The sequence below is a fragment of the Gracilimonas sp. genome (assembly GCF_035704785.1).
Taxonomy (GTDB): Bacteria; Bacteroidota; Rhodothermia; order Balneolales; family Balneolaceae; genus Gracilimonas.
In genome coordinates, this window is record NZ_DASSWP010000030.1 from 1 (window position 1) to 14,116 (window position 14,116).

18 protein-coding genes are annotated in these 14,116 nt (G+C 41.8%); 8 read left to right on the forward strand and 10 right to left on the reverse strand.

Features of this window, described 5'->3' with window-relative positions:
* Positions 1–366: 366 nt before the first annotated feature.
* The 4 genes from VFM80_RS01520 to VFM80_RS01535 form a co-directional block, all read right to left on the reverse strand.
* Positions 367–831 (reverse strand): cupredoxin domain-containing protein, encoded by a 465-nt coding sequence (locus VFM80_RS01520; RefSeq protein WP_395068852.1) that lies wholly within the window; start codon positions 829–831, stop codon positions 367–369.
* A 55-nt stretch (positions 832–886) separates the two neighbouring features.
* Positions 887–1,501: an SCO family protein gene (locus VFM80_RS01525; RefSeq protein ID WP_395068854.1), complete on the reverse strand. Its 615-nt coding sequence runs from the start codon at positions 1,499–1,501 to the stop codon at positions 887–889.
* On the reverse strand, positions 1,498–2,313 hold the full coding sequence (locus tag VFM80_RS01530; protein WP_395068855.1) for a formylglycine-generating enzyme family protein: 816 nt from the start codon (positions 2,311–2,313) through the stop codon (positions 1,498–1,500). Before VFM80_RS01530 ends, VFM80_RS01525 begins: the two co-directional genes overlap by 4 nt.
* 158 nt (positions 2,314–2,471) lie before the next feature.
* Positions 2,472–3,605, reverse strand: a complete 1,134-nt coding sequence (locus tag VFM80_RS01535; protein ID WP_395068857.1) for a multicopper oxidase domain-containing protein — start codon at positions 3,603–3,605, stop codon at positions 2,472–2,474.
* Between the two features lie 302 nt (positions 3,606–3,907).
* Here VFM80_RS01535 and VFM80_RS01540 point away from each other — a divergent pair, with 302 nt between their 5' ends.
* Entirely contained in the window at positions 3,908–4,624 is a 717-nt protein-coding gene (locus tag VFM80_RS01540) for an RNA polymerase sigma factor (protein ID WP_395068859.1), read from the forward strand.
* 20 nt (positions 4,625–4,644) lie between these two features.
* Here the strand turns inward: VFM80_RS01540 and VFM80_RS01545 are convergent, their stop codons facing one another.
* On the reverse strand, positions 4,645–6,099 hold the full coding sequence (locus tag VFM80_RS01545) for a pyridoxal phosphate-dependent decarboxylase family protein (protein WP_395068860.1): 1,455 nt from the start codon (positions 6,097–6,099) through the stop codon (positions 4,645–4,647).
* A gap of 126 nt (positions 6,100–6,225) precedes the next feature.
* The gene (locus VFM80_RS01550; RefSeq protein WP_395068862.1) at positions 6,226–6,636 is read right to left on the reverse strand and encodes a hypothetical protein; all 411 of its coding nucleotides are present in this window, start codon (positions 6,634–6,636) and stop codon (positions 6,226–6,228) included.
* Between the two features lie 87 nt (positions 6,637–6,723).
* Between VFM80_RS01550 and VFM80_RS01555 the strand changes: the two genes are divergently transcribed.
* The 7 genes from VFM80_RS01555 (at position 6,724) to VFM80_RS01585 (ending at position 9,977) form a co-directional block, all read left to right on the forward strand.
* A complete protein-coding gene (locus VFM80_RS01555) occupies positions 6,724–6,906 on the forward strand; it encodes an acetyltransferase (protein ID WP_395068864.1) in 183 nt (60 codons plus the stop codon).
* Positions 6,903–7,091, forward strand: a complete 189-nt coding sequence (locus tag VFM80_RS01560) for a DUF3565 domain-containing protein (protein ID WP_395068865.1) — start codon at positions 6,903–6,905, stop codon at positions 7,089–7,091. Before VFM80_RS01555 ends, VFM80_RS01560 begins: the two co-directional genes overlap by 4 nt.
* Before the next feature lie 110 nt (positions 7,092–7,201).
* Positions 7,202–7,684: a hypothetical protein gene (locus VFM80_RS01565; RefSeq protein ID WP_395068867.1), complete on the forward strand. Its 483-nt coding sequence runs from the start codon at positions 7,202–7,204 to the stop codon at positions 7,682–7,684.
* 366 nt (positions 7,685–8,050) lie between these two features.
* Positions 8,051–8,356, forward strand: coding sequence for an OsmC family protein (locus VFM80_RS01570; protein ID WP_395068869.1), 306 nt, complete (start codon positions 8,051–8,053; stop codon positions 8,354–8,356).
* 200 nt (positions 8,357–8,556) lie between these two features.
* Positions 8,557–8,943 carry a DUF302 domain-containing protein gene (locus tag VFM80_RS01575; protein WP_395068871.1) on the forward strand — a complete coding sequence of 129 codons (387 nt, stop codon included), beginning with the start codon at positions 8,557–8,559 and terminating at the stop codon, positions 8,941–8,943.
* Between the two features lie 101 nt (positions 8,944–9,044).
* Positions 9,045–9,419 (forward strand): YccF domain-containing protein, encoded by a 375-nt coding sequence (locus VFM80_RS01580; protein WP_395068873.1) that lies wholly within the window; start codon positions 9,045–9,047, stop codon positions 9,417–9,419.
* Positions 9,420–9,506: 87 nt separating this feature from the next.
* The gene (locus tag VFM80_RS01585) at positions 9,507–9,977 is read left to right on the forward strand and encodes a heme-binding domain-containing protein (protein ID WP_395068875.1); all 471 of its coding nucleotides are present in this window, start codon (positions 9,507–9,509) and stop codon (positions 9,975–9,977) included.
* A 135-nt stretch (positions 9,978–10,112) separates the two neighbouring features.
* Here the strand turns inward: VFM80_RS01585 and VFM80_RS01590 are convergent, their stop codons facing one another.
* The 4 genes from VFM80_RS01590 to VFM80_RS01605 form a co-directional block, all read right to left on the reverse strand.
* Positions 10,113–10,445: a hypothetical protein gene (locus tag VFM80_RS01590; RefSeq protein ID WP_395068877.1), complete on the reverse strand. Its 333-nt coding sequence runs from the start codon at positions 10,443–10,445 to the stop codon at positions 10,113–10,115.
* 76 nt (positions 10,446–10,521) lie between these two features.
* Positions 10,522–10,959: a hypothetical protein gene (locus VFM80_RS01595; RefSeq protein ID WP_395068879.1), complete on the reverse strand. Its 438-nt coding sequence runs from the start codon at positions 10,957–10,959 to the stop codon at positions 10,522–10,524.
* 29 nt (positions 10,960–10,988) lie between these two features.
* Positions 10,989–12,197 (reverse strand): hypothetical protein, encoded by a 1,209-nt coding sequence (locus VFM80_RS01600; RefSeq protein WP_395068881.1) that lies wholly within the window; start codon positions 12,195–12,197, stop codon positions 10,989–10,991.
* A gap of 69 nt (positions 12,198–12,266) precedes the next feature.
* Complete coding sequence (locus VFM80_RS01605; protein ID WP_395068883.1) at positions 12,267–14,087, reverse strand: hypothetical protein; 1,821 nt, start codon at positions 14,085–14,087, stop codon at positions 12,267–12,269.
* Positions 14,088–14,116: the final 29 nt, after the last annotated feature.

A 14,116-nucleotide genomic window follows, 5' to 3' on the forward strand; every position in this document is an offset into this window, starting at 1 on the left:
GCGTTATCGAAGAGGGTTATTCGGCTCGGATGCTGTGAACGAAATGCTGGAGATCATCAAGAATCACGAAACGGTGACGATGGTGTATGCCTCCAGAGATGAGGAATATAACAGCACGGTTTTGTTGAAGGAATTTTTGGAAGATTTGTTAGACAAGTAGTTTTTAATAGCCTCATAATTCAGTAAGGGCGCATCGCAATGCGCCCTTACTGAATTATCTCAGACTTGTTCAAGCGTCTCGCTAGATTTTTAATGATACTTTACTTTGACTGATTGTGCTTATCAAAACACCGCACAAACGAGACGCCTGCGCTAGATGTTTGGGATGATTTATTATTCACCGTAGGGGCAATTCATGAATTACCCCTACGGTAGTAATTTCTCAGTTTCGCGATTTAGCATTTCTATTATTGAGCCGGGGATACTTCCGACGGGGTAATCGGGGATCTCTTTCACTTCTCCCACCAAAATTCGTCCGGCATGCCCCATTCGTTCATGGGGAAGACAGAAATAATCGTACATACCGGCCTCATCTAATGTTAAGAACCAGGTTTGTCCGGAGGTGAGCATTCCTGAATCAAAAGATTGGGCTGTTTCAGGAATTCGTTGTGGACGACGATTATCAGGATGATAAGCTGTAACCGTATGTAACCCCTCCACCACTTCAAACCGGATCACATCTCCCGGCTGAACCTGCAATACAACCGGCTCAAAGCGGGCATCTTCTGCTGTTCCCAACACTTTTACGGTGAGGGTGTCCGTCGGTAGCGCATAGGTTGAAAATGAAATTCCGAATACAAAAATCAGAAATACGACATTGAAGAGTTTCATGATCTCATCATTTAAATTTTACCGTAGGGGCAATTCATGAATTGCCCCTACGGTACTACATATTCTTTAGCATGGCTTCAATAATATCTACTGCTTCATCCATGGATTGATTTAAGCCCTCCACCCTTTTGGCAATTTTACCTTCGGTATCCAGAACCGTAACCAGGTTGGAGTGGGCAAAATGTCCGTCACTCGTTTGTTGGTATTTTACGCCCATCATAGTGGCCAGCATTTTTATATCTGTGTGTTTGCCGGTGATGAAATGCCACTCGGGGAGATCAAGCTGTTCATATTCGGCATATTCCTTCAACACTTCGGGCGTATCGTTTTCGGTATCAAAAGAAACAGCTAGTACATTTGTTTTGGCCTGGGCTGATTCATCCAGAGAGCTGAATAATTTCCAGGTATCCTGAATTAAGATCGGACAAACCTGAGTGCAATTTCCGTAAAACAGCACCACGATCACCGGTTCACCCTGAAAATCACTGAGCTGAACCAAATTGTTTCTGTGATCAACGAACTCAGAATCCAGGTGATACAGTGAATGATCTGCGTGGATCGCTTCTGCTTTTAGGGCTTCCTTTTCAATTCCGTGGTTACCATGTTGTGCAACTGCTTCAAGAGATAAAATCCCCAAAAAAGCCAACGTATATGCAATTACTGATTTCATAGTGTTTCTCCATTGATACTTGTTTGGGAGGATGATATCGGTTCATTATAAGCACAGCGAAATCCGACCATCCCGGTTGTTATTTTTGGATTGAAGCTCATCCTGGTAATATATCTTATGGAAGCAGCATAACTGTACACGCTTCCGAGAGTATTCATTCTTCCCACCGTACCACAATCCAGCGAAAGTTCATCAGCAATGATGGGTCTGAAATCCTCCACCCATTCCATGACCAATCCAAACTGATCTTTAATGCCTTCGGTATTTTCAATTCCTGTTGATCCGACTTCAGCCAGGTTCTTTACATCTATTCCGGAGTACCAGTTGATAAGTCCGCTGCTGAATTTGTTCATCTTCGCTTCGGAATCAAATTCCATCAATTGGGCTGAGTATTCCCATTCATTCAAGGTTGGTAGTCGTCCGCCTCGCTCGGCACAGTAGGCATTGGCCGTATACCATGAAACTCTTGTTACGGGTCGATTCACACCAACATTTTCATATCCCGGATCCAGGTCAGATCTCCATTCTCTTAAATATCCTTTATTAGTAAAAATGGGTGGAATTTCAGAACGCCTCCATTTGGGATTATTTTTTAAAAACTCAACGTATTGCTCGTTGGTAACGGCTGTCTCATCCATGTAAAAAGAATCAACAGCAACCTGTTCGCCTTCAACTTCCGGTAAAACAGAATGAAAAGATCCCGCCGGAACAAGCACTCTTGCCGTTTGTGAAGACGCAATCTCAGGCATGAAGACCATCATCACAGCGATTGTGATAATGGAAAAAGTGAATATGTTCGTTTGGGATCTCATCGTTGTAATATTATTTCCTTGTTAAACCATCGGGGCGAATGCGATTCGCCCCGATGGTAATTTTATTCAGATTTTCAAATCTAATACTGGTTCAAGCGTCTCGCTTGGACGTAAACCTGGCACAAGCGAGACGCTTGTGCCAGATCTTTTTCAATTACCTAATTCTTACGAGGACCAGCTTTTAGCGTACCGGTAGCACCTTTTTCAGCGTCCACGAATTCATGATCGATCAGGATGTATTTACCTTCTTCAGGCACGATCATATCCATGGTAGCTGAACCGGATGCACCCAAAAGTACGGTCTGCATTCCGCGCATTTCGTTGAATGGGTGTCCTTCTAACCACACTTTGTCAAAGATTCCGCCAATTACATGGAAACTTGATGTTCCGCTCGGGCCGTTATTGCTAACGTGAAATCTCACACGTTCGCCTGCATTTGCTTTCAGCGGCTGGTCGTGGAGTATAGTTTGGTGTCCGTTGAATACTACATGTGATGGATTGTTATTAGAAGCCGCTTCGAAATCGTAAGTATATAATTCACCTGAACCTTTTGTAAGGTAATACTCACTTTGAACGATCACATACTCGCGATCCACTTCATAATCAGTTGGATATCCGTCTTTTGGTGATACGACAACCACACCGTGCTGGCCCATGGCAGTGTGCATCAACACACTTGGAGTACCGCAGTGATAGATGTAGGTACCGGCATAGTTTGCGATCCAATCAAATTTGATGGTTTCGCCAGGGCCAATTGTTCTCCATTTGTCATCTTTAGCAACGGTTCCTGCATGAAAATCCATAGAGTGAGGCATCGGCATGATGGCGGATGAGTTTTTCTGATAAGGATTTGCAGCTACCTGATTCATAAATGGAGAACCGCCTTTCGCTGGATCTGTGATAGTAACTTCTTCATCCGAACGATTTTTCATAGTAAAAGTAATTCGGTCTCCTTCACGAACATGAAGCACCGGACCGGGAACGGTTCCGCCGAATGTCCATGCCTGATAGCGTACCCCTTCAGCCACTTCAATTTCCTGCACGATAATATCGATGCGGACTTCGTGATGTTTGTTGCCTTCATAATCCAGCGGGGCCAGATTTGGCAGTTGAGTCAGGTAATCTCCTACTACTGGAGGCCCATCATAATCTTCAGTGTAAACTTCAGCTTCGGGCATGCCGAAAGTCATTCCGTCTAATTTGTACTCTTTGGTTTGAGCGAACAACATTGAGCTCATTCCAAAGATAATCATTCCGACCAAGAGGGTGATTTTTGAGATTGCGCGTTTCATAATTTTTGTATTTAGTTAATTATTAGTTTTAAGAGAATTTTATCTTAAATAAGATCAAAACATTTATTTGCTACTTTTGAGATTAAAATAAACCCACATTGTGAATTTAAGATGAAGATGTCTTAAATATTTTCAATGCATTCCCTGCCATTAGAATGCCGCGTTTATGATTCTGCTTTCAAGATATTTATTCATTCTATATTAGCTTTGATGGTGGCAGAAAAAATCTTTCTTTTAATTAAAATGTAACCCAACTATCCCAAATGGTATCTAATCCATAAAGCTATTTAAGAATTAATATCATGCTTAAATCGATAAAAACAGGTTCTTCTTTTAAAGAGTATTCATTTGTTAGTGCACAGAAATTCTCTGATGTATCAGATTCAGAGATCATTAAGCGGGTTAGCTCAGGGGAAATTCATTTATTTGAAGTGATAATGAGACGGTATAACCAGCGGCTCTACAGGATTCAGCGTTCATATATTTCGGATGAAGAAACCATTAAAGACATCCTTCAGCAAACTTATATCAACGCATTTGAGAACCTGGATTCATTTCGTGGAGAATCACAATTTTCAACCTGGCTAACCCGAATTGCCATTAACGAGGCATTAAAGTATTTAAATAAGGAAAAACGCTATTCAAAACTCCAGCTTTTGCATGAGAAAACCTTGAAGAAAGAAGATTTCCAAAACCTGGGTCCCACCCCGGAAGAAGCTGCTATTCAAAATGATTATAAGGAACTATTGGAAGACGTTATTGATACACTGCCCCCAAAATACCGCTCTGTATATATAATGAGAGAAATTGAGGATATGAGCACAAAAGAAACCGCCGAATGCCTCAACATTTCGGAATCTAACGTGAAAGTAAGGCTGCACCGAAGCAAGCATTTGATTCAGGAGGCGTTGAACCAAAAACTAAGCGAAACCGAAATCTTTGATTTTATGGGCAAACGATGCGACATGCTGGTTTATCAGGTTATTATGCAGATTTCACGCCATATAAATAAAGCGTAACTGAACTTGTAAACCATCCCTTATATTTCACTTTCCACTTTTTCCATATTCCGATGGAGCGCCGTCATAAACCGATCTATTTCTTCCAAGTGAGTACGCACGGAAAGTACAGTGAGCCTGAACCAGAATTTGCCTTTTATTTGCGTTGTGGATAAAAATATCTCCCCTTCCTCCAGTATCGAGTAATGCAGCTTCCTATTAATTTGGTCAAAGTTTTGTGATTTCAAAGTGGGCTTCCACCGAAAGGTAAAAGTAGTTAATTCCGGCTCAGGACTTACCTCGATATCCTCAAGCTGCTGCAATTTATTCCAGGCATATCTTGTCAGTAATAGTTTTTCCTGAAGAGCACTTCTGAAGGCGCTTATCCCATGCAATTTCAGAGGAAACCATAATCGCAATGCCCTAAAATGCTTACTTAATTCGGGAGACACATCGGCCGGAGAATATAATGTCCGTTCCGCTGTTGTATCTTGCATGTAGTTAGCTTCAAAGTGATGAGCTTTGATCAAGTGATCTACATTTTTGACTACCAAAGCTCCTGATCCATATGGCAAGAATAGCCCTTTATGAGGATCCAAAACCACTGAATCGGCCGTGGAAATCCCTTTCAATTTTTCTTTTCCTTCTCTTATTAACAGAAAGAATCCGCCATACGCTGCATCCACATGATACCATATTCCCTGACGGTGCGCAATGTTTCCAATCTCTTCAAGAGGGTCAATAGCTCCCATATCGGTAGTTCCCACTGAAGCTACTATAAGCCACGGAATCAACCCGTTTGCTTTGTCTTTCTTGATAGTTTTTTCAAGCTCATTTGCCTTCATTCTGAATTTTTCATCCAATGGAATATGCCTTTTTTGGCACTCACTAAGCCCACAAATTTTTAATGCCCGATCCACACAATGATGAGTTTGGTCACTCATATAAACTACTGCGTTTGAAATATCTGATGCCTTCAATCCGGCTTCCTCTCTGGCTGCGTGTACCGCTGTTAAATTGGCCATGCTTCCTCCCGATGCCAAATATCCGCCTGCCCCTTTTGGATAACCAATCATGTCAGACATCCATTTTATAAGCCTGTTTTCCATAGCTACTGCTCCCGGCGAAGCGAAAAACACTCCTGCATATCTATTCGTAACAGCAGCAATATAATCTCCAACCGCACTTGAGAATAAACCGCCTCCGGGTATATATCCAAAATGATTCCCTGATGCGGGATTGAGTCCCTGCGGCAGCACCTTTGATTCTACAAAATTCAGGATTTCATCTATACCTACCCCTTCTTCACTCAGAGTTTCGTTCAATATTTCTTTTATAGTCTCAGGATCGTGTTTCTTGTATGCTTTTTGTGAAGAGAGGGATAAATAAAAATTTTCTGAAAACTTATTGCCGGCCTTATTGATTTGCGCTTGCTCTTCCCGTGTTGTTTCGAGCACTCCTGATTTCTCCTGTAATTCCCTGATCCGTTTTTCCATGTAATTTTTTGTGATGAAATTTCCCCGCTAATATATAAATGAAAATTTACAACCGATTTAAAGACATATAAAAACCCCGGATCTTATTATAACCCGGGGCTTAAGTAATAAGTCAGTATTTTGACCTTAGGCACCCGGTTCTGCTAAATTTGTGCCTGATTTTAACTCGGTAAGTTTAGCCAATACATAAGCGGAAATAGCCATCACGATATCCCGAACAGCTACATCTGCATGGTGCCATGTGAGCAGCAGGCTTAATGCTATCATCAACAGCCAGGCGGATACAATGTATGCTCCCAGGCGGGTATTCGTAAAAACAATAATACCGGCTATGATCTCTATCACTCCCACAATCATCATGAATGTAGCAGGCTCAAAAGGCAGTATCCCCGCTATTGATGGAGAAAGATAGGCGCTCCAATCTGCCAGTAAGTTCAAAAACTTATCTGCCCCGGCAGCAATGGGTACTATGGTGAACGTATATTTAAGTAATAACTGAAGATTTACGACGCTGTTTAATTTGTTTTGATTAGTCATAGTTCTTTATTTAGGTGAAAATTTCAGGTATTAGATCATTCCCAGGCGGGTTTGGTTACATTTTTCAAAACACACAGTACTATCATTATGAATAAAGATTTACCTGCAGAAGCTATAGCCGAACAAATTAGACAAGCCTGCATCAAGGCTGCACAAGAAGGATTTATGGATGCATCCATGAGTGGACTTTGTACGGAAGGTGCTATGGAAGCAGCAATAAGTGCTATGCAGTCCCTTGATCTGGAAAAAGTTCTCAGGCTAAATTCATGAAACAACCCATCATCGGATTTCACAAAGATGAAGTTGGAGACTGGGTGGCCGATCTGAAGTGTGGGCATACGCAGCACGTTCGGCATGATCCACCCTGGCAAATACGGCCGTGGGTAATTACTAAAGAAGGACGTAAATCAAAGCTGGGCATGGAATTGGACTGCAAAAAATGTGACGATAATTAACTATTTTTTGGCCTTTAAATCTCTAAAACACGAAAATGAAATACCTTCTTTTAAACTTTCGTGTTTTAGTGGCAAATGAACAACAACACCCACACTAAAATGGTGACATTATGAGCTCTTCCGTTTTCTTACGAACCGTTGTATGCGGATTTATCGCAACGTTTGTCATGGCTATGGTGGCTTTCTTGCAGGGTGCCATCGGCATGCCCGTTATTGATGTAGGACACATTCTCACTGAAAGCTTTAATCATGTTTATGAATCAGAACCATATCACATTATTTTTGGGAACCTTGCTTTTAACATCATCGGCATTGGACTAGCTATAATCTGGGTGGTTTACCTGCAAAAACGAATTCCCGGGAACTGGCTGATTCAAGGTATAATATACGGGGTGATCATTTCTGTGATCGCCGGATTGATTGTTTCTCCCGTAGTTTCGATTGCAGCCGGTGAATCCTTTGGTATTTTTTATTCTGAAACCTGGGTACCGGGTAAGCTCATTCTTGCCGGGTTACTGATGCATGTTATATATGGATTAGTTCTTACTCAGTCGCTGAAGGTTGCGGGAGTTGGAATCCAATCTCCCTCCTAAGAAAAACAAATTCCAGCTGTCACACCATCTATGCTTTCCGACAGTTTTGACAATTTCAGGAAAACTTTGCTTTTCTGAAGCGACAGGATATGAAGAGGGAACGTTCCTTCACACCCAAATAGGATACAGTCCATTATTTATAGGTCACCAAACTTAATTACCGCCTGTTTCTGAGAGATTTGACACATCCTAAACTCCTATTACAACCTGTTATAACAACTGATATCTTTCTCCCAAATACCGTTAACATACTCTTCACAATAAAAGCGTATGTATTAGTATGATATCTACGAACAAAACAACATTATTATCGAATTGGCATACCATGCACTGGGTAGGATTATCCAAGAGATATTCCTGGCAGTTATGGCTATTTGGTATCAAGCTATCGTAAGCGGTTGTTTTATGACCACATTTACGACTATAGCAGAATACTCAAGACTAAAATATGAAGAGCTTTCTGTACCGGCTACCGGAACTATGAGTAACGAATCCGACAAGTTTGCCATGACCGAAATTATCCTTCGCCCCAAATTGGTTATTATGGATGAGAATCAGAATGATAAGGCACTTCGAATTTTAGAGAAAGCCGAAGAAGCCTGCCTGATCACCCGCTCCATAAAAACTGAAGTAAAACTGGAGCCCGAAGTGCTGGTTGCCGTGGGTGGGTGAATTAACAACCTTGGAGCGTGCGGCAGCTCCTCCAAACGTTGGGAATGCCCTTGTAGCAAATACCCGAACGCTGCGAGGTCCGATGGACGCTCGCAGGTTCTACAATTTATGCCACGAAATCATAAAATGAAAAATACCTTTTTTGTGCTTTCGAGTTTTAGTAGCAAATCAAAAATCATCAATCTTAAATCAAAAATCCCATGTCATACCATTTTAGTAAAACATTAGATCTTGGCTTTGATGAAGCCATTGAGAAAACCACTGCAATTCTTAAAGAAGAAGGCTTCGGTGTGCTAACCGAAATTGACATCAAGGAAACGCTGAAGAAAAAGCTGGATGTGGATTTTCGCAAATATCGGATTTTAGGAGCATGTAATCCACCTAATGCATACAAGGCGCTGCAGGCTGAAGGTCATATTGGATTGATGTTACCCTGCAATGTGATTGTTCAGGAACATGAAGACGGTAAAGTAGAAGTCTCGGCTGTTGATCCGGTCGCCTCCATGCAGGCTATCGATAATGAAGGGCTTGGTCAGGTTGCTCAGGATGTTCGTAACATGCTCAAAAATGTGATCGACCGGTTATAAGTGCTTTCTGAAATTGCCAAAAATACCCTGCTATTTTCTTTTCAAAGAGATACATTCATCAGAATTGTATCTCTTTTTAATTTAAAATCAGCTCTCTGCTTGTGAACACTCTTGGAAATATTGTTTGGTTTATTTTTGGCGGACTTTTCGTAGCCATTGAATATGTAATTTCGGGCGTGATTCTATGTCTCACCATAATCGGAATTCCTTTTGGAATACAAACTTTCAAGCTGGCTAAACTTTCCCTGTTCCCATTTGGTAAAAAAACGATCCTCAATGAAAAAGCCGATGGCTGTCTTTCACTCACCATGAATATCCTTTGGATACTCATCGGGGGAATTTGGATCGCTGCCACTCATCTCATTTTTGGGGTGATATTATTCATCACCATTATTGGAATTCCATTCGCTAAACAACACTTTAAACTGGCTTCGGTTGCGTTGCTTCCTTTCGGGCGTGAAATTGTGAAGCTTTAATTTAGTCCTGTTCTAAATATCAGCATTTATAATTATTTACAGACCATTGATTCCTTTTTATGATACATTCCAAAAAAAGGAGTAATTATGAAATCTCTCTCATCTAAAATACTGCTTGGGTTGGCCCTTCTTTTGATCGTGTTGCAGTTTTTCGGTTCCGATACTTCTGTTCCGGAATATGACGGTTCAAAAGACTTCCTGACGATTCACCAGCCTTCACAAGAAATATCGACCATCATACAAAGTGCTTGTTACGACTGCCACTCCTATCAAACCAATTATCCGTGGTACTCAAATATCGTTCCTGTTTCATGGTGGCTACAGGATCATATTGATGAAGGGCGGGATGAATTCAACTTATCGCTATGGGCAGATTACCCCGCCGATCGCGCTGACCACAAATTAGAAGAAGCCATTGAATTGGTGGATGCAGAAGAAATGCCCCTTCCCTCCTACACGTGGATTCATTCTGATGCCCGGCTAAGTGATCAAGAGCGCCGGGAATTATCCGCGTGGTTTACTTCTCTGAGGGATGAGTTACAGGATCAAGCTGATTAGTATTTATCTCTTGCTTCTAAGATGTTTGAAGTATAATCAGGTACATCCATCAGACGGCTCTTTGCAGGATTTAATTACCTGATCCTTAAACAGCCGTCAGATGGAGCTTTGTAAAACTTGCTAGGCCATCAGGTTTTAGCCTTTGTTATACGTGACCACTCTTTTCCAGTGCAGCGATATGAACAGGCAAACCGCCAGTATTTCGAGTATCCTGCCGGCAAGGGCAAAAGAACTCCCTAATCCATATCCCGAAAAAGCGACCGATAAAATTCCGGTATTCAGGAAGAAAACCATTAGCCAGGCAACGTATGTGTTACCTCGGCCTTTTGATTCCAGGAATCGCGGCAATATCCAATAGGCAACGCCGAGGGTGAACTGGATGATCCATCCAAAGATCAGAAACTCAATGTGGATTGGGAGAATGAACCAAATGATCGGACTGATCAGAAAGGCTTTGTTAATGAGCATTAACGCGCCAATGCTTACCCCGATTAACAGGTAAATCAACGACAATCGGATCATAAATCTCGAAATAAGTGGCATGTCAATGGTCAGCTTTTCGTTGTTGACGGCGCTGTTTTTTGGAAAGCACACGCGGCCAGATCTCGATCACATAACAAAGAATTCCAATGAATTGTGTCACTGCAGATACAACCAGCAGGTATTTCCACATTGCCAGCTCTGAAGTATTTACAAAAGGCTCAGAGATGATTCTCAATACCAACCCGACATTCAAAAATCCATACGCCATCCACGACCACTTTTGATGCTGAAGCGATTCCTCTTTCACTCTCCCTGGGAACATCCATACAGAAACACCCATAATTGTTTGTGTGATCCAGCCAACCATAAGGCTATGCCAGAATAACACAGAGAGAGAAGGAAACGTTAGCGCATTGATCTGCTGAGCAACACCAAATAAAAGTGCGATCAGAAACCAGACCATACCGGTTTTAAGAAAAATTCTCGTGATTAAAGGCATGAATCAGATCGGTTAATCTTTTTAAACATTCAACTTCTGTTCAATTGCATCCAAAATATACTGACAGCAATTATTGGTAAAATTGCTGTAACAGTCAATGCGGTATATATCCAAATTCCGCTGAGTGATTCCGGCCATAAGCTCGTCATAAAGATCAAACTAAAAAGCAGAACAGAGACCGCTAATAGCACTCCGTAAAAGTATTTCTTTGGGAGACTTTCCTTTTCACTTAGAAAGGCAATTAATCCGGTAGTTAAAGCTCCCAATAAAGTTACATGAAGATAAAATATGCGGATGCCATGGTCGGACAGCCATAGATCGGCCGGTGAAACTGATGCAATAAGCTGCATTATGCCTTTCAATGCAAGAAATCCAAGTGGCCAGATCCAGAGCGATAACTTCCCACGCTGTGTTTTCCAGGCAGAATAAACGAACAGTAAAACACCTTCAGCGATCAGGATCCCACCCATTCGGGCTGCCACCGACATATTGATACTGACAAACGATTCCGGGATGCCATATGGAAAAGTGAGTGGTGCTCCGAAAGCGATCAAACCCACCAAAATACATGGAGACAATGCAAAATCATCGGCTTGCATTTTCAAAGATCTTGCGATCAAACCAATAAGCACTAACAATACCCATCCCTCCACAAAAACAGCCAGAAAGAAATGGGTAAGTGCTTTTCCAAACAGTGGGCCGCCAATTCCGACGATCTCCACGAATCCAACTCCCCATGCACCCAATGAGCTAATGAATAGCATCAGCAATGCAACTTCAAACCAGACATTTGGATTAAAATTGTGTTTGTTTTTTCGCGTGATAAGGTATCCGGCTATAAAGCCATACCAACCAATCATCACTATGCCGGAAATAATGGCCGATAATGGAAGATTTGCACCTCCGATCTCCACAGGCTGATAGCCCCACAGCAAAAATGCCGGAAAAGACAGAAAGCCAAAGATCAGGGAAAACCACAGGGAGCTTTTCATGAACCTCGCTCCAAATGCGGCATGGTAACCGGGTACAGAATCCAATTTTATGAAATACATGGGAAATAAGGCTGCCCAGCCAAAAAACATTAAATGCGAGTGAGCATAACGAATATTCTCCAGGTTCAGATCCAGAGGAAGCGGCACAATAAATCCCAGGCGATAAAGGAATCCGGTCAGGCCTGCCAGCACAAAACTGAACATCGCCCATTGCCAGATCCCCGAATCTTTGATCAGCAATTTCATGGACATAATTTCTTTAAAGTTGATTTGCTGACCAAAAATACCTGTTAATCATAAAGATTGAATGAAGATTCAACCGACTACCATGAGTTTGTGTTCAAGATCTTCGAAAAATGTTGCTAATCTTGTCTTCTGAAGTTCTACGGCCTCTTTTATTGAGTTCAGATTTTCATTAGGATAAGCTGTTTTCTCTGCAATTTCGAGACAGTAATTCATTCCATCCTCAAGGTTATTCTTGAAACGTGTCAGTTTCTTGAATTCGGATTCAGGATCTTCACATTGGTTGATTAATTCTTTAAAGTAATCCACATACATCACCAATTCTTTGGCAAACATGTGGGGGCGATCTGCCGGAACCAATGCTTCACTTCGTCCGTAAATATGATCGATCATTTCCCGAAGAGAATACTGCCGATCAAACCAGGCGATATTGGGCCCGGGACAAATTGCCTGAGGGGCACGATGTTCTTTCAAAATTCCCAGGCTTATCAGCGCTCCGTTTCCAAGATGATCACAAAGACATGCTTTTTCTAATACTTTGCCGCGTTGCTCCTCTTTCTTTTCATCCGGCAACTCACTTTCGTTGATCTGACTGATCTTGAGCAACTGATACTGACTGGAAGCTGTACAAATAGGACTTTCCGTAAATTCTGTGTTTGATTCCAAGAATCCCTTTGGACAAGGCGATCCGGGTTTTCCTTTTTCAATACGCTCTTTATGCCATTTTTCAGAACCCGTGTTTCTCACGTTATTAAATGGAACGCCTAATGGGGATACTCCACTCAAGTACAGATCTTCTTCCTTGGCATCTTGTAGAAGTTTCATGGTAGCCTCATCCACCGTAGTTGCTTCGGGAACCATTAAAAAAGGGCTGCCCCATCCGGTGGCATCCATTTCAAAATCTTCCAGTAGCCGGCGTGCTTCACCACTGGTTCCAATTCCTCCCTGAACGGTAAGCCGCGGTTCATTTAGAATCCATTTCGACTTAAATCCACCTTCACGATTTTCTTCATAAAAACCCTCAATCAAAGGTTGTATGGCAGAACTCAGCATCTCCCGCTTTTCTTTGAATTCCTTGAGTAAAGAAGGCAGTAAATAACCATCTGATGCAAAAGCATGGCCGCCACAATTCAATCCCGATTCAATACGATATTCAAACACTTCCAATCCCTTTTTAGCCAGATATTTTCCCTGTATCAAAGCTGAACGGAAGTCACTTACCTTAAGGATGATCTTTTTCTTGATCTCACCTTTTACATCCCGGTAGAAATCTTCAAATTCAGATAAATAATTATATAGTCTTGGATTAAACCCCGCTGAAAGGATCAGACTGGATGAAAGCTTACTGTTCGCATATCCTCGTAAAGCTGCACTTCCATCACTGAATTCCGATGTCATAGGCTGACCATTATTGGTATAACTGAATCCATCCACTTTGGCCATGATGTTAACATCGATGGAACCTGGCTTCATTCTGGCAGTAAGTACTGCCGCTAATATCTGTTGTTCTTCCTTTCCTGATATTTTTATCATTCTCTGATAAAGCTTTTTCAGCTCCGAACTGTCAGGCAACATCTCAAAATATTTTGTCTTCTCATTTTGCTCAAAGAACGACTGAGACTTGAGCTCCTCAAACTTTTGTTGAACGATATCCTGAACCATATTTAGATATGCGGTAATTCTCTTTGCCCTGCCGTCCACAGCTTTCCGAGAAATGTTTTTGTATGGAAACTCAAACAGGTTTGAATAATATTTCCTGATACGCTCAACAAGCAGATCATCCACGATCGATATCACCGAGTTGATCCCATAGGGTGCCACGCGGATTGGGGAATCAATAGAATGCCCGGTCCCCATTACCGGAATGGAAAAAGTGTGAAGTGAATTTTTCATAGAATTGTATTAAGTGAAATTTCGGGCAA